The sequence below is a fragment of the Arthrobacter sp. BGA-UO-ETr-C19 genome (assembly GCF_059568005.1).
Map to the genome: position 1 here is coordinate 94210 of NZ_JCAQPC010000024.1, position 26116 is coordinate 120325.

At 67.2% G+C, this 26116-nt stretch carries 26 protein-coding genes; 20 read left to right on the forward strand and 6 right to left on the reverse strand.

What is annotated here, in order from left to right; genetic code table 11:
- Positions 1-18 precede the first annotated feature (18 nt).
- The 4 genes from AC57BR_RS19305 to AC57BR_RS19320 all read left to right on the forward strand — a co-directional run bounded on the left by AC57BR_RS19305 (position 19) and on the right by AC57BR_RS19320 (position 3760).
- A complete protein-coding gene (locus AC57BR_RS19305; protein WP_496363502.1) occupies positions 19-966 on the forward strand; it encodes a carbohydrate ABC transporter permease in 948 nt (315 codons plus the stop codon).
- On the forward strand, positions 963-1874 hold the full coding sequence (locus AC57BR_RS19310) for a carbohydrate ABC transporter permease (protein ID WP_496363504.1): 912 nt from the start codon (positions 963-965) through the stop codon (positions 1872-1874). Before AC57BR_RS19305 ends, AC57BR_RS19310 begins: the two co-directional genes overlap by 4 nt.
- Before the next feature lie 4 nt (positions 1875-1878).
- Positions 1879-2463, forward strand: a complete 585-nt coding sequence (locus tag AC57BR_RS19315) for a Poxvirus protein I5 (protein ID WP_496363506.1) — start codon at positions 1879-1881, stop codon at positions 2461-2463.
- A gap of 64 nt (positions 2464-2527) precedes the next feature.
- Entirely contained in the window at positions 2528-3760 is a 1233-nt protein-coding gene (locus AC57BR_RS19320; RefSeq protein WP_496365183.1) for an MFS transporter, read from the forward strand.
- Position 3761: 1 nt separating this feature from the next.
- On the opposite strand, the gene AC57BR_RS19325 is transcribed toward AC57BR_RS19320, so the two are convergent.
- Entirely contained in the window at positions 3762-5792 is a 2031-nt protein-coding gene (locus tag AC57BR_RS19325; RefSeq protein ID WP_496363508.1) for a DUF6807 family protein, read from the reverse strand.
- Positions 5793-6002: 210 nt separating this feature from the next.
- Between AC57BR_RS19325 and AC57BR_RS19330 the strand changes: the two genes are divergently transcribed.
- Entirely contained in the window at positions 6003-6668 is a 666-nt protein-coding gene (locus AC57BR_RS19330; protein ID WP_496363510.1) for a rhamnogalacturonan acetylesterase, read from the forward strand.
- A 78-nt stretch (positions 6669-6746) separates the two neighbouring features.
- Here the strand turns inward: AC57BR_RS19330 and AC57BR_RS19335 are convergent, their stop codons facing one another.
- Positions 6747-7772 (reverse strand): LacI family DNA-binding transcriptional regulator, encoded by a 1026-nt coding sequence (locus tag AC57BR_RS19335; protein WP_496363512.1) that lies wholly within the window; start codon positions 7770-7772, stop codon positions 6747-6749.
- A gap of 179 nt (positions 7773-7951) precedes the next feature.
- Between AC57BR_RS19335 and AC57BR_RS19340 the strand changes: the two genes are divergently transcribed.
- The 8 genes from AC57BR_RS19340 to AC57BR_RS19375 all read left to right on the forward strand — a co-directional run bounded on the left by AC57BR_RS19340 (position 7952) and on the right by AC57BR_RS19375 (position 16181).
- Positions 7952-8317, forward strand: a complete 366-nt coding sequence (locus AC57BR_RS19340) for an L-rhamnose mutarotase (protein WP_496363514.1) — start codon at positions 7952-7954, stop codon at positions 8315-8317.
- Between the two features lie 45 nt (positions 8318-8362).
- Entirely contained in the window at positions 8363-9529 is a 1167-nt protein-coding gene (rhaI, locus tag AC57BR_RS19345; RefSeq protein ID WP_496363516.1) for an L-rhamnose isomerase, read from the forward strand.
- A 2-nt stretch (positions 9530-9531) separates the two neighbouring features.
- Positions 9532-11583, forward strand: a complete 2052-nt coding sequence (locus AC57BR_RS19350; RefSeq protein WP_496363518.1) for a bifunctional aldolase/short-chain dehydrogenase — start codon at positions 9532-9534, stop codon at positions 11581-11583.
- Complete coding sequence (locus AC57BR_RS19355) at positions 11580-13073, forward strand: rhamnulokinase (RefSeq protein WP_496363520.1); 1494 nt, start codon at positions 11580-11582, stop codon at positions 13071-13073. Before AC57BR_RS19350 ends, AC57BR_RS19355 begins: the two co-directional genes overlap by 4 nt.
- Positions 13074-13130: 57 nt before the next feature.
- On the forward strand, positions 13131-14138 hold the full coding sequence (locus AC57BR_RS19360) for an acetylxylan esterase (protein WP_496363522.1): 1008 nt from the start codon (positions 13131-13133) through the stop codon (positions 14136-14138).
- A gap of 276 nt (positions 14139-14414) precedes the next feature.
- Positions 14415-15551 (forward strand): 3-deoxy-7-phosphoheptulonate synthase, encoded by a 1137-nt coding sequence (locus AC57BR_RS19365; protein WP_496363524.1) that lies wholly within the window; start codon positions 14415-14417, stop codon positions 15549-15551.
- A gap of 98 nt (positions 15552-15649) precedes the next feature.
- Complete coding sequence (locus AC57BR_RS19370) at positions 15650-15862, forward strand: helix-turn-helix domain-containing protein (protein WP_003797758.1); 213 nt, start codon at positions 15650-15652, stop codon at positions 15860-15862.
- 220 nt (positions 15863-16082) lie between these two features.
- Positions 16083-16181 carry a 30S ribosomal protein bS22 gene (locus tag AC57BR_RS19375; protein WP_003792170.1) on the forward strand — a complete coding sequence of 33 codons (99 nt, stop codon included), beginning with the start codon at positions 16083-16085 and terminating at the stop codon, positions 16179-16181.
- A 131-nt stretch (positions 16182-16312) separates the two neighbouring features.
- On the opposite strand, the gene AC57BR_RS19380 is transcribed toward AC57BR_RS19375, so the two are convergent.
- Positions 16313-17131, reverse strand: a complete 819-nt coding sequence (locus AC57BR_RS19380) for an HAD family hydrolase (RefSeq protein WP_496363528.1) — start codon at positions 17129-17131, stop codon at positions 16313-16315.
- An 83-nt stretch (positions 17132-17214) separates the two neighbouring features.
- Here AC57BR_RS19380 and AC57BR_RS19385 point away from each other — a divergent pair, with 83 nt between their 5' ends.
- Positions 17215-17472 (forward strand): glutaredoxin family protein, encoded by a 258-nt coding sequence (locus AC57BR_RS19385; RefSeq protein ID WP_496363530.1) that lies wholly within the window; start codon positions 17215-17217, stop codon positions 17470-17472.
- 86 nt (positions 17473-17558) lie between these two features.
- Positions 17559-18254, forward strand: coding sequence for a redox-sensing transcriptional repressor Rex (locus AC57BR_RS19390; protein WP_496363532.1), 696 nt, complete (start codon positions 17559-17561; stop codon positions 18252-18254).
- Positions 18255-18306: 52 nt separating this feature from the next.
- Here AC57BR_RS19390 and AC57BR_RS19395 read toward each other — a convergent pair whose 3' ends face one another.
- The 3 genes from AC57BR_RS19395 to AC57BR_RS19405 form a co-directional block, all read right to left on the reverse strand.
- Positions 18307-19215, reverse strand: coding sequence for a hypothetical protein (locus AC57BR_RS19395; RefSeq protein WP_496363533.1), 909 nt, complete (start codon positions 19213-19215; stop codon positions 18307-18309).
- A 205-nt stretch (positions 19216-19420) separates the two neighbouring features.
- Positions 19421-20065 carry a hypothetical protein gene (locus AC57BR_RS19400; protein ID WP_496363534.1) on the reverse strand — a complete coding sequence of 215 codons (645 nt, stop codon included), beginning with the start codon at positions 20063-20065 and terminating at the stop codon, positions 19421-19423.
- 128 nt (positions 20066-20193) lie between these two features.
- Positions 20194-20742 (reverse strand): YceI family protein, encoded by a 549-nt coding sequence (locus AC57BR_RS19405; protein WP_496363536.1) that lies wholly within the window; start codon positions 20740-20742, stop codon positions 20194-20196.
- A 196-nt stretch (positions 20743-20938) separates the two neighbouring features.
- Between AC57BR_RS19405 and AC57BR_RS19410 the strand changes: the two genes are divergently transcribed.
- The 5 genes from AC57BR_RS19410 to ccsB are packed head-to-tail and all read left to right on the forward strand — an operon-like array spanning position 20939 to position 25822.
- Complete coding sequence (locus AC57BR_RS19410; RefSeq protein WP_496363538.1) at positions 20939-21604, forward strand: histidine phosphatase family protein; 666 nt, start codon at positions 20939-20941, stop codon at positions 21602-21604.
- 2 nt (positions 21605-21606) lie between these two features.
- Positions 21607-22218 (forward strand): TlpA family protein disulfide reductase, encoded by a 612-nt coding sequence (locus tag AC57BR_RS19415; RefSeq protein WP_496363540.1) that lies wholly within the window; start codon positions 21607-21609, stop codon positions 22216-22218.
- A 6-nt stretch (positions 22219-22224) separates the two neighbouring features.
- Positions 22225-22980 carry a cytochrome c biogenesis CcdA family protein gene (locus AC57BR_RS19420; RefSeq protein WP_496363542.1) on the forward strand — a complete coding sequence of 252 codons (756 nt, stop codon included), beginning with the start codon at positions 22225-22227 and terminating at the stop codon, positions 22978-22980.
- Complete coding sequence (gene resB / locus AC57BR_RS19425; protein WP_496363544.1) at positions 22980-24710, forward strand: cytochrome c biogenesis protein ResB; 1731 nt, start codon at positions 22980-22982, stop codon at positions 24708-24710. Before AC57BR_RS19420 ends, resB begins: the two co-directional genes overlap by 1 nt.
- Complete coding sequence (gene ccsB, locus AC57BR_RS19430; protein ID WP_496363546.1) at positions 24710-25822, forward strand: c-type cytochrome biogenesis protein CcsB; 1113 nt, start codon at positions 24710-24712, stop codon at positions 25820-25822. Before resB ends, ccsB begins: the two co-directional genes overlap by 1 nt.
- The last annotated feature ends 294 nt before the right edge of the window (positions 25823-26116 follow it).

Below are 26116 nucleotides of genomic sequence, written 5' to 3' on the forward strand. Positions count from 1 at the left end.
CCTGACAAGGACTCTTTCGTGACTCAGACCCTGACCCGCCGCAGCGGCACCGCCGCCGCCCCGCCCGCGCGTGCACCGCGCCGGCGGGGTGCGGACGCCCGTGCCGGCTACACCTTCCTGTTGCCCTGGCTGCTGGGCTTCATTCTCCTGACCGTGGGCCCGATGCTGTCCTCGCTCTACCTCTCCTTCACCAACTACAACCTCTTCGAGGCGCCCAAGTGGATCGGCCTCGATAACTACACCAGCCTGTTCCAGGACGAGCGCTTCCTGCAGTCGGTGGGTGTCACGCTGGGCTACGTGCTGTTCGGAACCCCGCTGAAGCTCGCAGCGGCACTCGCGGTGGCCCTGCTGCTGAACAACGCCACCCGCGGCCAGGGCTTCTACCGCTCGGCCTTCTACGCCCCCTCGCTCATCGGGGCCAGCGTCTCGATCGCGATCGTCTGGAAGGCCATGTTCGGCGACCAGGGTCCCGTGGACCAGGGCCTGTCCTTCTTCGGCATCAACCTCGGCGGCTGGGTGGGCAACCCGTCCATGACCATGCCCATGATGATCCTGCTGACGGTCTGGCAATTCGGTGCCCCCATGGTGATCTTCCTGGCCGGTCTCAAACAAATACCGCAGGAACTGTACGAGGCTGCCTCCGTGGACGGGGCCGGCCGCTTCCGGAAGTTCGTGAACATCACGTTCCCGATGCTCTCCCCGGTGGTCTTCTTCAACCTCCTCCTGGAGACCATCCACGCGTTCCAGATCTTCGCCTCGGCGTACATCATCTCCAACGGTGAAGGCGGCCCGGCCGGCTCCACCCTCTTCTACACCCTCTACCTCTACCTCCGGGGCTTCAGCGACTTCCGGATGGGCTACGCCTCGGCCATGGCCTGGCTGCTGGTGATCGTCGTCGGCGTCATCACGCTCATCTTCTTCCGCACGTCCAAGTCCTGGGTCCACTACAGCGGTGATGCAAAATGACCACACTCAGCCCACCCACCCAGGCCCGGACCGCCGCCGCGACCGAGTACAACCCCAAGGCCGACTCCCGCGCGGCCAAGCGCACCCGCAGCATCGTGTTCCATACCCTGTCCCTGGCCCTGATCGCCGTCGTGCTCTACCCGGCGCTGTGGATGGTCAGCTCGGCCTTCAAACCCAGCAGCGAGATCATCGGCAACTCGTCGATCTGGAGCTCAAACTTCAGCCTCGACAACTTCGTGACCGCGATGGGCGGCATTGGCGGTGTCTCCACGGCCCAGTTCTTCGCGAACTCTGTGGTGCTGGCCCTCGGCTCGGTGATCGGGACCGTGCTCTCGGCGACCGTCTCGGCCTACGCCTTCGCCCGGATCAAGTTCCCCGGCCGCAGCATCTTCTTCGGCATGATGATCGCCACCCTGCTGCTGCCGTTCCACGTGGTGATCATTCCGCAGTACATCATCTTCCAGCAGCTGGGGCTCGTGGACACCTACATCCCCCTGCTGATCGGCAAGTTCCTTGCAGCGGACGCCTTCTTCGTTTTCCTCATGGTGCAGTTCATGCGCAACCTGCCCCGGGAGCTGGATGAAGCCGCGATCATCGATGGCGCGGGCCACATGCGGATCTTCTGCAGCATCATGCTGCCGCTGATGAAACCGGCCCTCATCAGCTCGTCCATCTTCGCCTTCATCTGGAGCTGGAACGACTTCCTGGGCCCGCTGCTCTACCTGAACTCGCCGGAAAAGTACCCGCTGCCCCTGGCCCTCCGTCTCTTTGTGGACCAGACCCAGAGCTCCGACTACGGGGCGATGATCGCCATGTCCGTCCTGGCGCTGCTGCCCGTGCTGGTGTTCTTCCTGGTCTTCCAGCGCTACATCGTGGAGGGCGTCTCCACCCAGGGCCTCAAGGGCTGACACCATGACCGCCGAGACCGACAGCGTGCCCGTCAACAGGTTCGCGCTCTTCTCCGAAACCATGCTGGCCGGTGTCATCGTGCTGGCGCTCTCCGTTCCCCTGGTCACGGTGCCGGCCGCCTATGCGGCCGGCACCGCCCACCTGGGGCGGCACCTCTCCGGACGGGACGACTCCGTCCGGGGCCTCTGGGGCACGTTCCGGTCAGCCCTGCCCGGGAGCCTGAAACTGGGGCTTACGACGGCGGCCGTTGCCGCCGTCGTCATCATCAACCTGCTGCTCGCGGCAGCAGGGCAGCTGCCGGGGAGGGCAGTGGTCCTGCCCGCGACGCTGCTCGTGGCCACCGCGGCCACGGTGCTGCTGCTCCGGACGGCGTCCTCCTGGCAGCCCGGTGGCTGGGCCGAAGCACTGGCCGCGGCGCGGAAGGGGTCCCTGGCGGACTGGTCCGGTTCGCTGCTCCTGGTGGCGGCACTGGGCCTGACGGCCGTCTTCGTGTGGATGCTGCCGGCGCTGGTGATCGTGGTGCCGGGCTGCCTCGTGCTCGCCGCGGCGGCGGTCAGGCTGCGCGTAGAGGCCAGGTCAGCCAGCTGACGTGACGTCCCCCCGCAGAACTTTCCAACGCAGAACTCTCCAACGCCGAACCTTCCAGGACCGAATTCCGGCCGCCCCGAAATCCCGCAGCGACAAGTGGTACCGGCCGCTCGCGCAGCGCAACTACCGCATCTTCGTGGGTATCCAGCTCGCGGGCGGCACGGGCGTCTGGATGCAGCGGCTTGCCCAGGACTGGCTGGTGCTGCAGCTGACCGGAAGCCCGGCTGCGGTGGGCATTGCCGTGGCACTGCAGTTCCTGCCCCTGCTGGTGCTGGGGCCGCTCGGCGGCGTGGTGGTGGATCTCTTTCCCAAGCGCCGCATCCTTCTTCTCTGCCAGTCCGTCACCGCGGTTCTGGCCGGCGGCCTCGCCGCCTGGGACGCCGGCGGGAGCATCGCCGTCGAAGTTGTCTACGCCAGCTGCATCCTGCTGGGCATCACCAGCGCCCTGGACGGCCCTGCCCGCCAGGTGTTCGTGAACGAAGTGGTGGGCGATGCCGGCCTTCCGGCGGCAATCGGACTCAACAACGCCATCGGGCAGCTCGGGGCCATGGCCGGGCCGGCCCTGGGCGGGCTCGTGATCGCCAGGGCCGGATCTGCGGCCGCCTTCGCCGCCAACGCCGTGCTGTGCCTGGCGGTGCTGGCCATGATTGCCGCCATCAGGCCGGGCGAACTCCATCCGGGCACGCCGGCGGTCCGCGGGCGGGGCCAGGTGCTTGCGGGCTTCCGTTACGTGCGCGACCGCCCGCGGCTACTGCTGGTCATGCTGCTTGCCGGACTCCTCGGGGCGTTCGGAATGAACGGGCCGGTGGTGCTGGCGGCCTTTGCCAGTTCGGTGTGGCACAGCGGCGCCGGCGGGTTCGGCCTGTTCAACACCCTGTGTGCCGGAGGTGCCCTTGCCGGCGCCCTGCTGGCCTCCCGGCTGCAGCGGCTGGGCCGGAAGGGGATCGTGGCCAGCGCCGGGCTCTTTGGACTCGCTCAGCTCATTGCCGCCGTCATGCCCAGCCAGGAGTTGTTCATGGCGATGCTGGTGGTGGTCGGTTTCATGACCCTGCTGTTCCTCACCAGCGCCGCCACGGCCGTGCAGCTGGAGGCCGGGGCAAGTGTCCGTGGCCGGGTGATGGCCCTGTACCTGCCGCTACTGCTGGGCGGCCATGCGCTTGGCGGGCTGCTGGCCGGCTGGCTGACGGAGTGGCTCGGTGTCCGGGCGGGGCTGGCGGTGACCGGCGCGCTGGGGATGGTTTCCGCCGTCGTCGTTGCGGGCCTGCTGTGGCTCCATGGCCGCCGGGCGGCTGCTTAGTCTAGCGCTGACTCACCAGGGACTCGACGGCGGCCGGCGACAGTTCGCCGTCGCACACCCACACGCTCAGGCTCCGCCGAAGCGATTCCCCGGCGGCCAGCGCCACGTGCCTGTCCCAGGCCAGGGCGGACCCGACGGCGGGGTAGCCGGAGCAGCGGACAAACCACGGATCGGCGGCCCCGGCCGGCGCACTGAACACGAGCGTCGCGGGCTGCCCCGACCGGATGCCGGGGACGTCGCCGAAGGAGGCGGTCCACGCCAGCCACGGCGCAACGGCGCCGTGGACTGCCGGTTCCCCCTCGGCGTCGGAGGTGAAGATGCGGGTGCCGCTGCACGCCGGAAGGCGCCAGAAGAAGCCGCCGTAGCCGCTGCCCGCGGCGCCGTTCGAGCCCGGGCTCCCCAGCGAAACGTCGACGACGGCGGTCAGCTCCGTGCCCAGGTCCAGGCGCCACGCGCGCTCGCCCAGGATCTCGTGGCTGAGGGTCCGCTGTTCGGTCAGCAGGGGCTGTCCGTCTGTTCCGAGCCACCGGAGCTGCCGGGTGTCCGGTTGGTCCATATTGGCCGGGACCGGTTCGATCCGGCCGTGGTCCTGCCGGGAGACGTACGCGGCGGCATCGCGCGTGTACGTCTTGCCGCCCCAGAAGTTGGTGCCGTTGACGTCCTGGAGCGCGAAGCCGGCGCCCAGATGCCACGGGTGGTCGGCGGGCAGATGGTCCGTCACCACGGTTCCGCCCAGGGTGGTGACGGGGTGCAGGTAGGGCCGGGGTGACAACGCCGCGTTGAGTCCCTTGCCAGTTCGCAGGACCGCCAGCGGCCTGCCGCCGGCGTTGAACAGCGTAGTGGCCTCGGCGGGATCCGCGGGACGCGCCCACGGCAGGGCCAGTTCCCTGAAGGTGGCGTGCGCACTGGTGGCCCGCTCCAGGGCGTCCTCGATGCCGGGTATCACGGCATGGGCCGCGTCGCCGTCGCCCTCCCAGAGCAGGTGGGCGGGGCTGATTGGCGCCGGCGGTTCGGCCGTGCGGACAGCCTCGAGCACCAGCATGAACGCGCCGGAGTCGTTGAGGGCGCTGGTGAGTTCCGTGCCAGTGGCGAGGTGCTCCAGCAGGTTTTCGGTCAGGTCGTCGCGGCCGAACTCCTCCGAGTGCTCCCCGTCCGCGTTGCTTATGTGCAGCCGGTCCTGCGTGTAGTGGAAAACGGCCGTTCCTGCGGAGCCCTGCAGGGTGATGTAGGGCTCCACGGACTCCGAGGCGCAGAGCGTCAGGGCGCAGGTAATCGGCAGTCCGGCTGCGGTCCGGATCATGATGACCGAGGTGTCATCGGCCTCGATGCTGTTCGCGTGGTAGAGGTCCGTCTCCACGGAGGCCACATCCTCCACGGTGCGGGCGCCCGCGATCCGCAGCGCAGTGGCGATGGCGTGTGCCAGGGGATTGGTGGCCACGCCGTCCACCACGTCCACACCGTCCAGGCTCCGCTTGCCGGCCCACCGGGAGCGCTTGTAGTAGGCCCGGTCCCGCACCCAGCGGCCGGTCGCACCGATTCCCTGCAGGGTGCCGATGGTGCCGTCCTGGAGGAGCTTGTCGATGGCCGCCAGAGCCTGCGATCCGAGGCTCTGGAACCCGATCTGCACGCTGCGGCCGGATGCCGCGGCAGCCTCCTGCAGCTGCCGGAAGTCGGCCAGCGATGCCACCGGCGGTTTCTCCAGGTAAAGGTCTGCGCCGGAAGCCAACGAGGCCAGGGCAAGCGGCGCATGGGTCTGGATGGGCGTGGCCACGATGACCACGTCGGGGCTGTGGTTGCCGGCCAGAAGGGACTGCAGATCGGGGTGGACCGCCGTCGAGTCCGGCAGCGCGCCCGGGGACGGCGGATTCGGGTCCGCCACGGCCACGAGTTCCACCGCGCCGGCCTGGGTCAGCCGGTCCAGGTTCTTCAGATGGTGCGCACCGAAGCCGTGGACGCCGATCAGGGCGATCCGGGCGGGGGTGTCGCGGCGGTGCGCAGTCTGTCGGTTGGGCTGCGTCAGCGGGGTGTCCATGGTGCTCCTGTCCGGCGCTGCGGCGCTGCGCGACGCCATCGTCTACCGTTGCCGGGGGAGCACCTGCGTTCAGAGCAGCAAGCGCTTTCCCGTTTCCGTTTGCTGCCCAGTGTACTCCCTAGGCGCCCCCATGTGTAACGTTTCAAAAAAACCTTGACCTGCGAGCTGGCGGCGGCTGATCATCATCAGGAGACGCGCGGAAGGAAGACAATGAAGATTTTGCTGGCCGGAGATTCGACCGTGGCCAACTGTCCCACCTACGAGTATCCGATGAGCGGCTGGGGCGCCCACCTTGCGCCAGAGGTCTACTCGTGGGCTACCGTGCACAACTTCGCCAAGGGCGGGGCCACCACCGAGTCCTTCCGGGAGGAAGGCCTGTGGCATGAACTCCTGCATCAGGCGGTCAGCGGGGACGTGGTCCTCATCCAGTTCGGCCACAACGACCAGAAGCGCGCGCACCTGGCCGCCCGGGGCGGTTATGCGAACAACCTCCGCCGGATGGTGGCGGAGGTCCGGTCGAAGGGTGCCACTCCCGTCCTCTGCACCTCGGTGGAGCGGCGGCACTTCAGCAACGGCATCCTGGCGGAGACGCTGGGGGAGTACCCCTCGGTGGTCCGGGAACTGGGCACTGAGCTGGGCCTCGACGTGGTGGACCTCAACTCCTGGACCAGGGCCCTGTATGCCGGGCTTGGTGAGGAGGGATCCAAGGACCTGTTCTTCCACTTCGGCCCCGGTGAGCACGCGCACTGGGCCGGGGGCCTGCTGGATGACACCCACTTCCACGAGCGCGGAGCCCGGCGGATCGCCAAGTTCGTGGCCGCCCGCCTCGAAGTGCTGGGCTTCAGGCCGGAACCGGACCTGCTGGGGGTCTTCTGAACGGGCGCCCTTTTCTGGGCGGGGCCGTCAGTGGGGCGCCCCGGTCAGTGGGGCGCCCCGGTCAGTGGGATGCGCCGGTCAGTGGGGTGCTTCGGGGCCCGCGGTGCTTTGCCGGACCACCAGCTCGGGTTTGAAGACGACGGCGCGGTGCCGGGGGTGCTGCGCGTCCAGTTCCTCCGTCAGCAGCTCAATGGCAGTCCTGCCGATCGCCTCGGTGGGCTGGCGGATGGAGGAGAGCGGCACGACGGCGGACACGGCGAAGTCGATGTCGTCGTATCCGATCAGGGCCACGTCATCCGGAATGCGCACGCCGTTCATCATCGTCAGCGACTGCATGACTCCGAGCGCCAGGAGGTCGTTGGCGCAGAAGATGCCGTCCGGCATGTCCCCGGCGCCCCGCTCCACGAGGCTGTTGCCCACGCCGCGCCCGGCGAGCACGGACTGGCCGTTGGAATCAAGCACCTCCAGTGCTGCGCCGTTCACCTCGGCCACGGCGCGGCGGGCGCCGAGGAGGCGGTCGGAAACCTGGCGGATGGACAGTGGGCCACCCACGAAAGCCAGCTTCCTGCGCCCCAGGTCGAGGAGGTGCCGGGCGGCAAGGTAGCCGCCGGCGTCGTCATCCACCGAAACGGAGCTGAAGCGGTCGTCGTCGGCCAGTCGGTCCACCAGGACCGTTGGAACGCCGCGCTGCCGCAGGGCTTCGAGTCTGTCGGCCACATCCCCCACGGGGGAGATCAGCAGGCCCTGGACCCGCTGCTCCTGAAAGAGGTCGATGTAGTGCGATTCCCGGTTCGCGTCGTGGCCGCTGTCGCCCAGCAGCACGGCGCTGCCGTTCACGGCCGCTGCGTCCTCGGCGGCCCGGACCAGCGAGGTGAAGAACGGGTTGCCGACGTCCAGGACCACGACGCCGATGGTCCGGCTGTGCCCTGCCCGCAGCTGCCGGGCGGCGTCGTTGCGGACAAAACCGAGCTCGTCGATCGCCTGCAGCACCCTGTCCTTGGTGCGCTTGGAGACACGGTCGGGATTGTTGAGGACGTTGGACACTGTGCCCACGGCAACCTGCGCATGGTTGGCGACGTCCTTGATGCTGGCTGCCCGCGACATTCTGGTGATCCTCCGAAAGATCGATTTGCCCATCCGGGTGAAAACGCTTGACACCCTTCTTCAACCCAGAGTACTTTGAATCGTAACAATGAAACGATTCAAAGACGGAGAATATTCAAAGCCGAGTGAATTGGTTTCCGCTTCGTCCGCCGCACCCGAAACGTCCACAGGAGTACAACATGAGGGTTTGCTTCCGATCCTCCGTCCAGCCGGAGCTGCTGGCGGAGTACCGCCGGCGCCACGCCGCCGTCTGGCCGGAGATGCTGGCCGCGCTCAAGGACGCCGGCTGGAACAACTACTCGCTGTTCCTGGACGGGGACGGGCTGCTGATCGGCTACCTCGAATGCGACGACTTTGACGCCGTGCGTGCCCGGATGGCCCTCACCGACGTCAACGCCCGCTGGCAGGCGGAAATGGCCACGCTCTTCCGGGACAGCGATGTTCCGCCCGACGAGGGCTTCAGGGTGCTCGACGAGGTGTTCAACCTCGACGGTCAGCTGGCCGCGGCCGCCGGCGGCAACGCTGAGGCCTCCGCCAAACACTAGATTTCCCACGTACTGACACTGCCAAACACTGACGAAAGAAAGATCATGAACAACACAGCATCGGCACTGGGCCGGCTTTCGGAGCTTGCGATTGAGGTTCCGTCATGGGCCTACGGCAACTCGGGCACCAGGTTCAAGGTGTTCGGCACCCCCGGTACCCCGCGCACCGTCCAGGAGAAACTGGCGGACGCCGCCAAGGTCCACGAGCTCACCGGCCTGGCGCCCACCGTGGCGCTGCACATCCCGTGGGACAAGGTGGAAGATCACGCTGCCCTGAAGGAGTACGCGGCCGGCCTCGGTGTGGGGCTGGGCACGATCAACTCGAACACCTTTCAGGATGACGAGTACAAGTTCGGCTCGCTGACGTCATCGGACGCCGCCGTCCGGCGCCGCGCGATCGACCACCACTTCGAGTGCATTGGCATCATGCACGCCACCGGGTCCAAGGACCTGAAGATCTGGCTCGCGGACGGCACGAACTACCCGGGCCAGGATGACATGCGCGGCCGCCAGGACCGGCTGGCCGAATCACTGCAGGAGATCTACGCCCGCCTGGGCGAGGACCACCGCCTGGTGCTCGAGTACAAGTTCTTCGAGCCGGCTTTTTACCACACGGACGTTCCGGACTGGGGCACCTCGTACGCGCAGACCCTGGCGCTGGGCGAGAAGGCGTTTGTCTGCCTGGACACCGGCCACCACGCCCCCGGTACCAACATCGAGTTCATCGTCATGCAGCTGCTGCGCCTGGGCAAGCTCGGTTCCTTCGACTTCAACTCGCGCTTCTACGCGGACGACGACCTGATTGTGGGCGCCGCGGACCCGTTCCAGCTGTTCCGCATCATGCATGAGGTAATCCGCGGCGGCGGCTTCGGCAAGGATTCCGGCGTGGCGCTCATGCTTGACCAGTGCCACAACCTGGAGGAGAAGATCCCGGGCCAGATCCGCTCGGTGCTGAACGTGCAGGAGATGACCGCCCGCGCGCTGCTCATCGACACCGAGGCATTGACCGAAGCGCAGCGCGCCGGGGACGTCCTGGCCGCGAATGCCGTGTTCAACGACGCCTTCTATACCGACGTCCGGCCGGTCCTGGCCGAATGGCGTGAATCCCGCGGCCTGCCCGCGGACCCGCTGGCCGCCTACAAGGCCAGCGGCTACCAGAAGAAAATAAATGAGGACCGCGTGGGCGGCCAGCAATCCGGATGGGGCGCATAAGCATGACCATGCAGAACACAACCAACAAGACTGTTGAAGACCTGATCGCCCGTTCCAACCGTCTGGGCGCGGACAAGCGGAACACGAACTTTGCCGGGGGCAACACGTCCGCGAAGGGCTTTGAGAAGGACCCGGTCACGGGCGAGGACGTCCGGCTCCTCTGGGTGAAGGGCTCGGGCGGGGACTTGGGCACGCTGAAGGCGCAGAACCTGGCGGTGTTGCGGCTGGACCGGCTGCAGGCGCTGAAGAACGTTTATCCGGGCGTGGAGCGCGAGGACGAGATGGTCGCGGCGTTTGATTACTGCCTGCACGGCAAGGGCGGCGCCGCCCCGTCCATCGATACCGCCATGCACGGGCTCGTGGATGCCGCGCACGTGGACCACCTGCACCCGGACTCGGGCATCGCGATCGCCACGGCTGCCGACGGTGAGGCGCTGACCGCCAAGATCTTCGGCGACAAGGTGGTCTGGGTGCCGTGGCGCCGCCCCGGTTTCCAGCTGGGCCTGGACATCGCCGCGATCAAGGACGCCAACCCGCAGGCCATCGGCACCATCCTGGGCGGGCACGGCATCACCGCCTGGGGGGCCACCAGCGAGGAAGCCGAAGCCAACTCGCTGTGGATCATCGCCGAGGCCGAGAAGTACATCGCGGAGAACGGCAAGGCCGAGCCGTTCGGTGGCAAGCTGCCGGGCTACGGCCCGCTCCTTGAGGCTGAACGCAAGGCGAAGGCCGCCGCGCTGGCGCCGGTGATCCGCGGCCTGGCCTCGGCGGACAAGCCGCAGGTGGGCCACTTCAGTGACGATCCCGCGGTGCTGGAGTTCCTCGAGGCCGCCGAACACCCCCGCCTGGGCGCGCTGGGCACCTCCTGCCCGGACCACTTCCTGCGCACCAAGGTCAAGCCGCTGATCCTGGACCTGCCCGCGGACGCCTCCATCGAGGACTCCGTGGCCCGGCTGAAGGAACTCCACGCCGAGTACCGCAAGGACTACCAGGCCTATTACGACCGCCACGCCGACGCGGACAGCCCGGCCCTGCGCGGCGCGGACCCGGCCATCGTCCTGGTTCCCGGCGTCGGCATGTTCTCCTACGGTGCCAACAAGCAGACCGCCCGCGTGGCCGGGGAGTTCTACCTGAACGCGATCAACGTAATGCGCGGCGCCGAGGCGATCTCCACCTACGCCCCGATCGATGAGACCGAGAAGTTCCGGATCGAGTACTGGGCCCTGGAGGAAGCCAAACTCGCCCGGATGCCCGAGCCCAAGTCCCACGCCACCCGCATCGCGCTGGTCACCGGTGCCGCGTCCGGCATTGGCAAGGCCATCGCCACCCGCCTCGCCGCGGAGGGCGCCTGCGTGGTCATCGCGGACCTGAACCTGGACAACGCGCAGGCCGTCGCCGCCGAGCTCGGCGGCCCGGACGTCGCCGTCGGCGTCCAGGCCGACGTCACCAACGAAGCCCAGGTCGCCGCCGCGATCGATGAGGCGGTGCTGGCCTTCGGCGGGGTGGACCTGGTGGTCAACAACGCCGGCCTGTCGATCTCCAAGCCGCTGCTGGAAACCACCGAGACGGACTGGGACATCCAGCACAACGTCATGGCCAAGGGCTCGTTCCTGGTGGCCAAGGCCGCCGCGAAGGTCATGATCGAGCAGGGCCTGGGCGGGGACATCATCTACATCTCCTCCAAGAACTCCGTGTTCGCCGGCCCGAACAACATCGCCTACTCCGCGACCAAGGCCGACCAGGCCCACCAGGTCCGCCTGCTCGCCGCGGAACTTGGGGAGTACGGCATCCGCGTCAACGGCATCAACCCCGACGGCGTGGTCCGCGGCTCCGGGATCTTCGCCGGCGGCTGGGGCGCCAAGCGCGCCGCCGTCTACGGCGTGGACGAGGAAAAACTGGGCGAGTACTACGCCCAGCGCACCCTGCTCAAGCGCGAGGTCCTGCCCGAGCACGTCGCCAACGCCGCGGCCGTCCTCACCAGCAACGAACTCTCACACACCACCGGACTGCACATCCCCGTCGACGCCGGGGTCGCGGCAGCGTTCCTCCGGTGAGTACGGCGGCAGTTACCGGTGTCGACGGCGGCCTGTTCGCCGCCGTCGACATCGGCGCCTCCTCGGGGCGCGTCATTCTGGGACGGATCAGCACTGGATCAGGCATGCCTGGAGCTGACACCACCGACGGCGGTCCGGTGCGGGCCATGCTCGACGTCGTGCACCGTTTCCCCAACGCCGTGGTGCAGTCCGACGCCGGCCTCCGCTGGGACTTCGACGCCCTCTTCGCCGAAGTGCTCACCGGCCTCGCTGCCGCCGGCAAGGCGGCAGCCGAGCGGGGGGAAACGATCGCCAGCATCGGGATCGACACCTGGGCGGTGGACTACGGCCTGGTCACCAAGGACGGCGAACTCACCGCGCAGCCGTACAGCTACCGGGACGAACGCAGCCGCGCCGCCGTCGCCCAGGTGCACGGGAAACTCGACCCGGCCCGGCTCTATGCCACCACGGGGCTGCAGTTCCTGCAGTTCAACACGCTCTACCAGCTTGCCACCGAACCGGATCTGGACGGGCTGCAGGCACTGCTGATCCCGGACCTGATCGCGTTCCTGCTCACCGGGCAGCGCCGCACCGAGGCCACCAACGCCTCCACGACAGGGCTGTTCGACGCCGTCGCGGGGGAGTGGGCCACCGAGCTGTTCGGACCCCTGGGCCTGCCCAGGGACCTGTTCCCGCCGCTGATCCAGCCCGGCGAAACGCTGGGAACGCTGTTGCCCGGAATCGCCGAGCGGACCGGGCTGCCCCAGGACACCAAGGTGGTGGCCGTAGGCTCGCACGACACCGCATCGGCCGTCGCCGCCGTTCCCGCGGAGCAGGAGAACTTCGCCTACATCTCCTCCGGCACCTGGTCCCTCGTGGGGCTGGAACTGCACCACCCGGTGCTCACCGAAGCCAGCCGCGCGGCGAACTTCACCAATGAGCGCGGGGTGGACGGCACCACCCGGTACCTGCGCAACGTCGGCGGGCTCTGGCTGCTCAGCGAATGCCAGCGCACCTGGGCCGAGGAAGGCTACCGGCCGGCGATCGGGGAACTCCTCGACGCAGCCGCGGCGCTCCCGCCCGGCGGGCCGAGGATCAACCCCGACGACCCCGCCTTCATCGCCCCGGACAACATGCCCGACCGGATCCGTGCGGCAGCCCGCAACACCGGCGCCGTCCTTCCGGCCGAGCCGGCGGCGGTCGTCCGCTGCATCCTGGACAGCCTCGCCGCCGGGTATGCGCGCACCATCGCCGACGCCGAACGCCTCGCCGGTGTTGCCGTGGGCGTGGTGCACATCGTCGGCGGCGGATCGCAGAACGCGCTGCTGTGCCAGCTTACGGCCCAGGCCACCGGCAAACCCGTTATCGCCGGCCCGGTCGAGGCAACGGCCCTCGGAAACGTGCTGGTCCAGGCCCGCGCGGCAGGCACCGTCACCGGCGGACTCGACGCGCTGCGGGCGCTGGTGCGCGCGTCGCACACGCTCGACAGGTTCGAGGCCGCGCTGGTCTGAAGCACGGGACCGCACGCCACCCAGGAAGACGCCACCAGAGGAAGAACGGAAAACTTCATGCCGCTGTTCGATCTGCCCCTCGAGGAGCTCCGCCGGTACACCTCAGCGGCCACCGTGCCGCCGGATTTCCAGGCTTTCTGGGACCGCACGATTGAGGAGGCCAGGACCCGTCCGCTGGACGCTGTCTTCGAACCGGTGGAGAACTACCTGGCCGTCGTGGACACCTTCGACGTCACCTTCGCCGGCTACGGCGGCGCCCCCGTGAAGGGCTGGCTGCACCTGCCGGTGACCCGGGAGGCCGGGACCCCGCTGCCCGCCGTCGTGCAGTATGCCGGCTACTCCGGCGGGCGCGGGCTGGCCAACCAGGACACGAGGTGGGCACAGGCGGGCTATGCGCACTTCATCATGGACACCCGGGGCCAGGGCTACTCGGGAGCGGTTGGGGAGACCGCGGACCCGCACCCGTCGGCCGGTGAGGTGGCGTATGCCGGTCTCATGACCCGGGGCGCGGCCAGCCGCGAAGAGTACTACTACCGCCGCGTGTACGTGGACGCATTCCGTGCCGTCGAGGCGGCGCAGGCGCACCCTGACGTGGACGCGTCCCGGATTGTGGTGGCGGGCGTGAGCCAGGGCGGCGGCATCACTATCGCGGTGGCCGGACTCGCGGCCGGAAGGCTCGACGGCGTCATCGCCGCCCTGCCCGACGTCCCGTTCCTTCAGGACTTCCCGCGCGCGATCGACATCACACCGCGAGGCCCGTATCCCGAGATCGCCGCCTTCCTCGGCCGGCACCGCGAACGGTACGAGTCCATGCTGGCGGTGCTGAACTACTTCGACGGCGTTAACCTGGGCAGGTCCGCGACGGCCCCGGCGCTGTTCTCCGTGGCACAGATGGACGACGTCTGCCCGCCGTCGACCGTTTTCGCCAGCTACAACGCCTACGGGACGGAGGCACGCGGGGCAGTGGGGAAGGACATCGACGTGTACCGCTTCAACAACCACGAGGGTGGCCAGGAGCACCACTGGGTCCGGCAGTTGCAGTACCTCCGCAAGCTGCTGGGGTGACGCACTCCTAGGCGCGCTCCGGCCGATGTGGTGAGCTGCGAAGTCCGCATGTGACGGCGTCGATTTGGCAATCCATCACTGCGGGCTTATGGTCGTTTCCATGACTAACCGTTGGTATGCGTATTTTTCGTTGGCTCTGGAGGGGCCCGCGTCTAACTGACACGCATCCAACTTTCCTTCAGAGCCAACAGGGCAGAGATCATTCTCTGCCCTTCGCCATTTCCACGGCGGGTTCTGATCAGGGGCCCGCTCCCACCCTGAACAGGACCCCCGAAAATGAGCGCAACAGCCACCGAAACCCAGCAACCGACGTCGAAACGCCAGTCGACGTCGAACCTGCGGGTCAGCGAGATCACGGCCCTGCCCACGCCGCAGGAGATGATTGCGGAACTGCCGCTGGACGCCAAGGCGGCCGACGTCGTCGAACGCGGCCGCGACGAAGTCCGGGCCATCATGGACGGCGTGGACGACCGCCTGCTGGTGATCGTCGGCCCGTGCTCCATCCACGACCCCAAGGCCGGCCTGGAATACGCCCGCCGGCTGGTCAGCCAGGCGGAGAAACACAAGGAAGACCTGCTCATCGTCATGCGGACCTACTTCGAAAAGCCGCGCACCACCGTGGGCTGGAAGGGCCTCATCAACGATCCCCACCTGGACGGCAGCCATGACATCGCGACGGGACTTCGGGCCGCCCGCAGCTTCCTGCAGCAGGTCACCGCCCTGGGGCTTCCCACCGCCACTGAGTTCCTGGAACCCATCAGCCCGCAGTACATGGCAGACCTCGTCTCCTGGGGTGCCATCGGCGCCCGCACCACTGAAAGCCAGATCCACCGCCAGCTCGCCTCCGGGCTGTCCATGCCCATCGGCTTCAAGAACGGAACCGACGGCGACCTCCAGGTGGCGGTCGACGCCTGCAGCGCCGCCGCCGCAGCCCAGGCCTTCCTCGGCATCGACGGCGACGGCCGGGCCGCGCTGGTGTCCACCGCGGGCAACCCCGACACCCACGTGATCCTCCGCGGCGGCCGGAAGGGCCCCAACTACTCCGCCGCCGACGTCGAGGCGGCCTCCGCCAAGCTCGCAGCCAAGACCCTCAACCCGCGGCTGATCGTGGACGCCAGCCACGCCAACAGCGGCAAGAGCCACCACCGCCAAGCCGAGGTGGCGCTCGAGATCGGCGCCCAGCTCGAGGACGCGGGAACGGCCGCGGGAGCGATCGCCGGCGTCATGCTGGAGAGCTTCCTGGTGGGCGGCGCGCAGAACCTCGACGTGGCCGAACACGCCGCCGGACGCTCGGACCTGGCCTACGGCCAGAGCGTCACAGATGCCTGCATGGAGTGGGATGTGACGGCGTCCGTCCTCGAACAACTGGCGGCATCGTCGCGGAAACGGCGGGCTTTCACAATGGCCACGTGAGCATCTAGAGTAACTAGAACACGGTTGTTCGATGGCTCAGCATCGGCGCACACCGCAGATAGACCGGCGTCGTTGCTGAGAGCAAAGGAATATGGGTAATGTCCGCAGAGTCGAACTTCTCGAACGCCAAGTTCTTGACCGTGGCCGAGGTGGCTGAGGTAATGCGTGTCTCCAAAATGACCGTGTACCGCCTTGTCCATTCGGGGGAGATGCCCGCCGTCAGGTTCGGCCGCTCCTACCGCGTCCCGGAGACCGCCGTCGAACAGTACCTCAAGGGTGCTGTCGTGGACGGTCATACGGGCACCGCCTAACGGGACCCGACTGACCGCACCGATCCCGTGGTTGCTGCAGCCGCCTTGGGGGCCGCTGCACGCCACGGGGCTGTGCTGGTCAGGGGGTGCTCCAGATAAGCGGTACCCTGTTAAGGAACGTTTTACGTCATTGTAAGAATCTGTCAGTTGTCAGTCTGTTGCTCAGTCCACGGACCTTCTCCATCAGACAGGTACTGCATCTAGTTTGTAAGGAACTTTCGTGGGTTCAGTTATTAAGAAGCGTCGCAAGCGTATGGCCAAGAAGAAGCACCGCAAGTTGCTTCGTAAGACCCGCCACCAGCGCCGCAATAAGAAGTAGAGCTAGCTCTACGCGTCAATGCCCGCCCCTTTCGAGGGTGCGGGCATTTTTGCGTTCCCGCGACACGCAAACCCTCCCGTGACACGCATACCCTCCCGCGACACGCATACCGCCGTGCGCGGAGAACAGTGTCAGGCCCGGGGGCCGCGGAAACGGGTGTAGCCCCGCCAGAGGCCGTAGACCGCTCCTCCTGCTGTGGCTGCTTTGAGGCCCAGGGTGGCGGCCCGGCGGCCTGAGCGGAAGTCGTAGACCGGCCAGTTGCGTTCGCGGGCGTGCTTGCGCAGGCGGGCGTCCGGGTTGATCGCCACCGGATGGCCCACCATCGTCAGGAGCGGGATGTCGTTGTAGGAGTCGCTGTAGGCCCAGCAGCGCTTCAGGTCCAGTCCGTGGTTGTCCGCGATGCCCTGGACCGCCACAGCCTTGGCGGCGCCGTGCAGGATGTCCCCGACGAGCCTGCCCGTGTAAAAGCCATCCTTGGTCTCGCCCACCGTTCCGAGGGCGCCCGTGAGCCCCAGCCGCGTGGAAATCACGGTGGCCACCTCGATAGGCGTCGCGGTGACCAGCCACACCTTCCGGCCCACGCGCAGGTGCTGCTCGGCCAGGGCCTTCGCGCCGGGCCAGATCCGGGAGGCGATCATCTCGTCATAGACCTCTTCGCCCAGCGCCTTGATGTCCTCCTCCGTGATGCCGGCGGCGAGCCTCAGCGCGGAATCCCGGACGGCGTGGACGTCATTGAGGTTCTCGCCCCGGAGCACGAATTTCAGCTGCTTCCACGCCATGCCCGCCGCCTGCGCAAGCGTGAAGGCGCCGCGCTGGTGCATTTTCCTGGCCACGTGGAACAGGCTGGCGCCACGCATGAGGGTGTTGTCGACGTCGAAGAAGGCTGCCTCGCCGTGTTGCTGCTTCGCAACCGGACGGTGGGCCACAGCGACGTACTTCTCCTCGGGCATGCCACTGAGTCTAGTCAATGCAGTACCCCGCACCTGACGGCCGCCGCGTCGCTCCGCATCGGGAACGGCGATACGGTTGAAGCATGGCAAACCCCGACGTCGTTCTCCTCACCAAAGCAGACTGTCACCTGTGCGCCGCGGCGCGCGACGCCGTCGGGCGGGTGACTGCCGGGCTGGGACTTTCGTGGTCGGAGCGGCAGCTGGACGCCGACGACGAGCTGCGCGAACGCTATGCCGAGGAGATCCCGGTGGTGCTGGTGGACGGCGTCCAGCGCGACTTTTGGAAGATCGACGAGGCGCGCCTGGAGCGTGTCCTGCGCCGGGCCATCGCGGGAGATTAGCCAATTTCGAACAATGGCATTGGCTTTGTTGACATAACTGATGGGGATCTAGAGTGGACTCACAACGCGACGTAACGGAGCAGATAGTGACTTCGCTCGATTCACCACCCCAGCCCCTGCCTGGGCCCACCGGGGCTGCCGGAAAGCAGATCCCGCCGGCGGCCGTGGCCCGGCTGACGATCTACTTGCGCGCCCTGAACTCCCTGCTGGCCGAAGGCACCGAGCGGGTCTCCTCCGAATCACTGTCTGAGCTTTCCGGAGTCAGCTCCTCAACCCTCCGCAAGGACCTGTCCCATGTGGGCTCCTACGGCACGCGCGGCGTGGGTTATGAGGTGCAGTACCTGAGCCGCCACATCGCCGCCGCACTCGGCCTGACACATGACTGGAAAGTCGCGATTGTCGGCGCCGGTAACCTGGGCAAGGCGCTGGCCCGCTACGGCGGCTTCGAATCCAGGGGCTTTGACGTGGTTGCCATCTTTGACGCCGACCAGATGGTGGTGGGCAATGAGGTGGGCTGGCTGCGGGTCAGCGACGTTGCGGACCTGGAGACGGTCCTGGAACGGACCGGCACCAACATGGTGGTGCTGGCACTGCCGGCCGCCGTCGCCCAGAGCATATGCGACCGCGTGGTGGACGCCGGCGTGCGGAGCATCCTCAGCTTTGCGCCGGTGATGCTCCAGGTGCCCGACGGCGTGACGCTGAGGAAGGTGGACATGGCCACCGAACTGCAGATCCTGGCGTACCACGCGCAACGGGCGCAGACCCCCGGTCAGCCGGAGTAGCTCCGGCCTTTCAGGAATCCGCGCCCGTTGGGGTGAGGCAGCGTTCGATTAGCTAGCGGCCGTACGGGCCACCCGGCTGCGAGTACGGGTTGGCGAACGGCTGCGGCTTCTGGAAGTACTGAGCTGATCCCGGCAGGTACAGCATCACGATCGCGGCGATGCCCAGGAGCGCTACCAGAGTGTTAAGGCCCAGCGGGAAGAGGCTGAAGACGGAGAGCGCAGCGAACACGGTGCCCAGGATGCGCGCCCAGTTCTTGCCCTTCCGGATGTTGAAGGCCACCAACGCGTACAGGCCGGCGCCGATCAGGGCAAAGACCACCATGGTTCCGATGATGAAGCCCTTGACGTCCTCGAAGGCGATGTTCTGGCCGCTGCCGCGCAGCTGCTCTTCGAACGTGCTCCGCATGGCCGGGTCATCCAGGGTGGGGATGGCGATCAGTACGGACAGGATGGACAAGACGCCTGCGGCGATGATCATCCAGAAGGAATAGTTAACGAGCTTCGGAACGCCGGCGCCGGTTGCTGCCTGGGCCTGTTCCGAGGGGTACTGCCCGTAGGGGGACTGGCCATACGGGCTCTGGCCGTAAGGGGACTGCCCAAACTGAGACTGCCCGTACTGGGGTGCGCCGCCCTGTCCGGCCTGCCCGTATTGCGGCGGGTTCTGTCCGTACTGCGGTTGCCCGTACTGCGGTGCGCCGCCCTGTCCGGCCTGTCCGTACTGGGGTGCGTTCTGTCCGTACTGGGGTGCGTTCTGGCCATACTGCGGCGCGTTCTCGCCGTACTGGGGGGCGGGTGGCGTTACCTGGCCGTACTGCGGGGTGCCCTGCCCGAACTGCGGAGTGCTTTGCTCGTGCTGGGGCGCGTCCTGACCGTAGCGTGGCTGTTCGTTGCCTGGCTGGCGGCCGTTGTCCGGCTCGTCGGAGCCGGGGTCATTGGAGTGCGGGACTGGAGGATTGCTCATGAGCGGTCCTTTGCGTAGTGACGTCTGAATCGGCTACCGGTTCAGACGCCTGCCCTCCCCAGCATGGTTCACTTCCCACCGTACCCCTCAGCGGGTGCGCCGTGGATCATTCCGGAGAGGTATTCCAAAGGCATGCCTACCTGCGGAAACGTTGCGTGGCAGGGCACTGTCCGGCCACGAAATCAGGGTCCCTGCCGGGCGGCGGTCAGCGGCGTCCCCGTGCTGCAACGAACCAGGCCTGCGAGTTGGGCACCCACATCAGCGCCGTGGCCACCAGACTGACCAGGAAGCCCAGCCAGTTCCCGTCCTGGCCCGCGGGGAAACTTGAGCTGATGATGGCCAGCAGCAGCGACACCCCGGCCACGATGGTCAGGGCCAGCCGCGCCCACTCCTTGCCTTCCTTCAGCTTCAGGGCCAGGACAATCTCCGCCGCCGCCACAGCCAAGGCCACGAGGACGAGCAGGAACACGAGGACCGCCAGGCCGGGAATGATCGCGAAGAGCACCAGCACACCAAAGATGCCGATCACACCGCCCAGCAGCCCCAGCAGGCCGCCGATAACCCAGATCCAGTAGGACACCTTGAGCTCCGTGGGCAGCCCCGTCACGTCGAAGAGGCCGGAGAAGCCCCCGCGCGGCATGACCTCGCCAAAGTTCCGTGGCCGGTCCGCTGGCAGTTCGAAGGCGAACCGGCCACTACCGGTGGGCGGCTGCTGGGCCGGGAACGGTTGGCCCGGCGTCGGCTGGCCCGGTTGGCCTGGCGTCGGCTGGCCCGGCGTCGGGCGATGGCTGCCGGGCGGCGGCACGGCCCCGGGATCACGGGGCTCCGGTTCATCTCTGGGGGTGCTCATGGCACTCACTTTAAACCCGGGATTTCGCCAATTCCAGAAGGCCTGAACGCCAAACGCCCCGCCTGCGGAGAGACCGCGGACGGGGCGTTTGGGTTCCAGCAATCGTGGCTGCTGGACCAGCGTGAAATCTAGGCTGCAGGGGCGATGAAGGCCAGTTCAAGGTTGATGGCAACCTTGTCGCTGACCAGGACGCCGCCGGCTTCCAGCACTGCGTTCCAGGTCAGGCCGAAGTCCTTGCGGCTGATGGTGGTCTCTGCGGAAACACCGGCGCGGGTGTTGCCGAAGGGGTCCACTGCAACGCCGTTGAATTCGGTCTCGAGGGAGACGGGGCGGGTGACACCCTTGATGGTCAGGTCGCCCTGGAGTTCGTAGCTGTCCCCGTTGGCAACCAGGCCGTTGGAAACGAAGGAGATCTCCGGGAACTTCTCGACGTCGAAGAAGTCTTCGCCGCGGACGTGGCCGTCGCGGTTGGCGTCGCCGCTGTCGAAGCTGGCGGTCTGGATGGTGGCCTCGACCTTGCTGGCCGTGACGTCCTCGGAGAGGTTCAGGGTGGCGGCGGCGTCCTTGAACTGGCCGCGGACCTTGCTGATGCCGGCGTGGCGGACAGTGAAGGCGATCTCGCTGTGGGAGTTGTCGAGGGTCCAGGTGCCGCGGGTGAGCTCGGTGGAAAGTGCCATGGTGGTTCTCCTTGTGTAAGTGGTCGGACTGTGATCGTTGAAGCTTTTGTTGAAGTCTCAACTAACTGCTGCATCCAGTATAAACATGCATTTGCATCTTTTATTCCACCGCCAGGGAACTTTTTTAAAAATTTCTCAGTTCTACTTGGTGTAGAAGATTTCGTCATTGCCCCTGCCCTTTGAGAAACTGGTAGACATGCCCCAAGCCACTGTCCATTTGCTCCGCCACGGCGAGGTCCACAACCCCGAAGGTGTCCTGTACGGCAGGCTGCCTGAATTCCACCTCTCCGAACTTGGCCAGCAGATGGCGCAGACGCTCGCCGAGCACTTCCGCGAACGCGCCTCCCAGGGTGCCAACATCGTGTACCTGGTGGCCTCGCCACTCACCCGTGCCCAGGAAACCGCGCAGCCCACCTCGGCTGCGCTTGGGCTGGACATCCACACCGACAGCCGGATCATTGAGGCCGAAAACTACTTCGAAGGGCTGAAGGTCACCAAAGCCGAGCTGCGCAAACCCAAGCACTGGCCGCACCTGGTCAACCCCTTCCGGCCGTCCTGGGGCGAGCCCTACAAGCTGCAGGCAGCCCGCGTGACCGAGGCCGTCCAGGAAGCCCGCGCGAAGGCCATCGAACTCGGCGGCGACGGTGCCGAGGCCATCCTGGTCTGCCACCAGCTTCCCATCTGGGCCACCCGGCTCAGTGCCGAGGGCAAGCCGCTGTGGCACGATCCGCGGAAACGCGAATGCACCCTGACCTCCCTCACCTCCCTGGTATTCGGCGACGACGGCGCCCTGCTCCGCGTGGAGTACAGCGAACCCGCCGCCGCCCTTCTTCCCGGTGCCTCGAGCACCCCCGGAGCCTAGCTATGACTGAAACACCCAAAAGTTCCCGCCGCAGCGTCCTCGCCGCCGGTGGCCTGGCCCTCACAGCGATCACGCTGGGCCTGTCCGCCTGCGCCCAGGAGGACGCCCTGGCCAAGCAGGCCAAAGCCGGGGACAACAAGAACTACGTAGCCGGCGACGGCTCAGTGACCGAGTTCGCCGCAGCGGAGCGCAAGTCTGGCATCCAGATCGAGGGCACCCTGTTTGACGGCACCGCCGTGACACCCAAGGACTTCCTGGGCAAGGTCACCGTGCTGAACTTCTGGTTCGCAGCCTGCGCGCCCTGCCGGGTGGAGGCGCCGTCCCTCGAAGCCCTGCACCAGGAGTTCAAGAGCAAGGGCGTGCAGTTCTTCGGTGTGAACCTGCGCGATGAGAAGGCCACAGCTGACGCCTTCGACAAGACCTTCGGGCTCACCTACCCGAGCTTCGACGACAAGGACGGCAGCGTGCTGCTGGCCGTTTCCGGCCTGGTACCCCCGGGCGCCGTCCCCACGACGCTCGTGGTGGACAAGCAGGGCCGGGTGGCGTCGCGCGTGCTGGGGGAGATCGAGAAGGGCACGCTCAAAGCTCTCATTCAGTCTGCCGTGGCAGAGTAACCTCCCGTGAACAGCCCCTTCGCCGAAGCCATCCTGAACGGTTCCCTCCTGCTCGCCATCCCCGTGGCGCTGCTGGCCGGACTCGTGTCCTTCCTTTCGCCGTGCGTGCTTCCGCTGGTGCCCGGATACCTGGGCTACGTCACGGGGCTCACGGGCGTTGACCTGCAGAAGCAGAAGCGCGGCCGCATGCTGGCGGGCATCGGCCTGTTCGTGCTCGGCTTCTCGGTGATCTTCGTGCTGCTCGGCGGTGCGTTCGGCCAGCTGGGTTCCCTGATCTCCGGCGGGCAGAACGCCTGGGTCACGCAGGTCCTGGGCGTCGTGGTGATCCTGATGGGCGTGGTGTTCATGGGCGGCTTCTCCTGGTTCCAGCGCGACGCCAAGATCCACGCGAAACCGCCGGCGGGCCTCTGGGGCGCGCCGTTGCTGGGAATCACGTTCGGCCTCGGCTGGGCACCCTGCATCGGCCCCACTTACTCCGCCGTCCAGCTCCTGAGCCTCTCCGGCGGCTCTTCCGCCGCGAAGGGCGCGTTCCTGGCCTTCGTCTACAGCCTTGGCCTGGGCATCCCGTTCCTGCTGATCGCCCTGGCGGTCCGGCGCGGCGCGGGCGTGATGTCCTTCTTCCGCAAGCACCGGCTGGCCATCCAGCGCACCGGTGGCGGAGTCCTGATTGTCCTGGGCATCCTGATGGCCACGGGTCTGTGGGGAACCTGGGTCACCGAATTGCAGTACTGGTTCCAAACCGATGTGAAGTTGCCGATCTGATGAGCGAGCGTGTGAAGTCAACCGAGAAATCCCCGGCCGAGGACGTCCCGCAGCCCGGGCCTGCCAAAAAAGACGCCGTGATGGCTGCCAAGGCCGGGGCCGCAGTTCCCTCCCTGGGCTTCGTGGGCATGCTCCGCTGGGCCTGGACCCAGCTGACCAGCATGCGCACCGCGCTGTTCCTCCTGCTCCTGCTGGCGGTGGCCGCGGTGCCCGGATCGCTGTTCCCGCAGCGCCCCGCCAACCCGTCCGTGGTCACCCAGTACATCAAGGACCACCCGGACTACGGCCAGTTGCTGGACTCACTGCAGCTGTACGACGTCTACTCCTCGGCCTGGTTCTCGGCCATCTACATCCTGCTGTTCATCTCGCTGATCGGCTGCGTGGTGCCCCGGGCCATCGCCCACTACAAGGCCATGCGCTCGCAGCCGCCGCGCACCCCGAAGCGGCTGTCCCGCCTGCCCGAGTACGGCACCCTGGTGGTGCCCGCGGACGCCGGCATCCCGGCGTCGGACGCCATTGAGGACGCAGCGGCGCTGCTGAAGAAACGCGGGTACCGCGTTGAGGTAAGGCACGACGGCGGCGCGCGGCCATCTTTGGGGGCCGAGCGCGGCTTCCTGAAGGAAGTGGGAAACCTTGTCTTCCACACCTCGCTGATCGGCGTGCTGGTGTCCGTGGCCGTCGGCGGGCTGTTCGGCTACAGCGGCCAGCGGATCCTGGTGGAGGGTGACACGTTCGTGAACACCCTGGTGGGCTACGACCAGTTCACGCCGGGCACCAACTTCCAGAGCAGCCAGCTGCAGCCGTACTCGATCCAGCTGGACAAGTTCCAGGCCACGTTCGACCGCGAATCCCAGGGCAAGTTCGGCCAGCCCATCGACTTCACGGCGGATGTCACCACCAAGGAAAACCCCGGGGCGCCGGCCAAGAAGGAAGTCCTCAAGGTCAACGACCCCGTCACGCTCGGCGGCACCAGCATCTACCTGACGGGCAACGGCTACGCCCCGGTCATCACGGTCCGCGACGGCAGCGGCAACGTCGCCATGCAGGGCCCCGTGGTGGCCAAGCTGCAGGGCGAGAACTATTACTCCTCCGTGGTCATCAAGGTCCCCGACGCCAAGCCCGACCAGCTGGGCTTCGCCGGATTCTTCCTCCCCACGGCCTTCGTGACTGAACAGGGCATCTCCTTCAGCGGCGACCCGGACCTCATCAACCCGCAGCTGAACCTGAACTCGTACTACGGCGACCTTGGCCTGGACAAGGGTTCCCCGCAGAACGTCTTTGAGCTCGACGTCAAGAACCTCAAGGAACTCAACGGTCGGAACCTCAAAGCGGGCGGCATCACGCTCGCGCCGGGCAACACCTACACGCTGCCCGAGGGCAAGGGCTCCATCACGTTCGACGGCGTGAAGAAGTACGTGGGCGTGGACATCCACCACAATCCCGGACAGTTGTCCGCCCTCATCTTCGCGCTGCTTGCCGTGGCCGGCCTCATCGTCTCCCTCTACGTGAACCGCCGCCGCGTCTGGATCCGCACCGGCACCCACCAGGACGGCAGGACCATGGTGGAGTACGGCCTCCTGGCCCGCGGCGAGGATCACCGGCTGGCCGGCGAAGCCGCAACGCTGCGCGGCCTCCTGGCGCGCAAGTGGAACCTGGACGCCGGCAACACCGAAACTGCACCTTCCAACTCCTCACCAGCAGGCTCGCCTGAGCCGAAGAAGGACCAGTAATGTTTCCCATCAACGAGACCATGGGCCAGTACAGCGAGCTCTTCATGCTGCTTGCGGCCGGCACCTATACCGTCGCCTTCATCGCGTTCGCGTGGGATCTTGCCAGAAGCAGCAAGACCCTGAAGTCGGTTGACCTCAAGGCCGCTGCCGGTACGTCGGCGGATGCGTCCGCCAAGGTTCCGGTGGTGGCAGGTGCGTCCGTGGGGGCAACCACGCCGCGGACCGCGGGCAGCGGTGAGGACCGCCTGTCCGGACCGGCAGACCGGGCCGAGCGGCCGTCGTCGTCGTACGCCTCCGGTACCGCGAACGGCGCCGCCGGGCAGACCGCCGACGACAGCATGCGCTACGGCGAACGCCGCGCGCCCGCGCGCGTGGCCGTGGCACTGACCGTCCTGGGCGCCGCGATCCACGCCGCCGCCGTGCTGACCCGTGCGGTGGGCGCCGGCCGTGTGCCGTGGGGCAACATGTACGAGTTCCTCACCACCGGTGCCTTCGTGGCCGCGGCCGTGTTCCTCGCGGTGCTGGTCCGCCGCGACCTGCGGTTCCTCGGCACGTTCGTGGTGGGCCTGGTCATCATCATGCTCGTGGCCGCGTCCGTGGCGTTCTGGACCCCCGTCGGCCACCTGGTGCCCGCGCTGCAGAGCTACTGGCTGATCATCCACGTGTCCATCGCGGTGCTGTCCTCCGCGCTGTTCACCCTGACCTTCGCGATGTCCGCGCTGCAGCTGGTCCAGTCGCACCGGCAGAAGACCATCGCGGCCGGCGGCGCGGACAAGCTGGGCTTCATGCGCCTGGTGCCCTCCGCGCTGAGCCTCGAGAACCTGTCTTACCGCATCAACGCGATCGCCTTCATCGGCTGGACCTTCACCCTCATGTTTGGCGCGATCTGGGCGGAGAAGGCCTGGGGCCGGTTCTGGGGCTGGGACACCAAGGAAGTGTGGACCTTCGTGATCTGGGTGGTCTACGCCGGCTACCTGCACGCCCGCGCTACCCGCGGCTGGACGGGCACCCGTGCCGCCTGGCTGTCGATCGTGGGCTACCTGTGCGTGGTCTTCAACTTCACCATCGTGAACCAGTTCTTCAACGGCCTGCACTCGTACTCGGGGCTGTAGGGGGTTCCGGGGCGCCGGGCCTGCCGGGTCGCCGGTTTGCCAAAAAGGGCCGCTCACGCTCGTCGATTTACCGAAAAAGGCCGTTCAGCTTGCTGCTGGGCGGCCTTTTTTGGCGTAACGAAGGAGGGGGCAGCTACCGGGCATCACGTTGGCTGAGGGCGCCCCCGATCTGAAGACGCCTTCGATTTACCGAAAAGGGACGCCTGGCCTCGCCAATTTACCGAAAAGGGACGCCTGGCCTCGCCGATTTACCGAAAAGGGCCGCTTAGCTTGCTGCTGGGCGGCCTTTTTTGG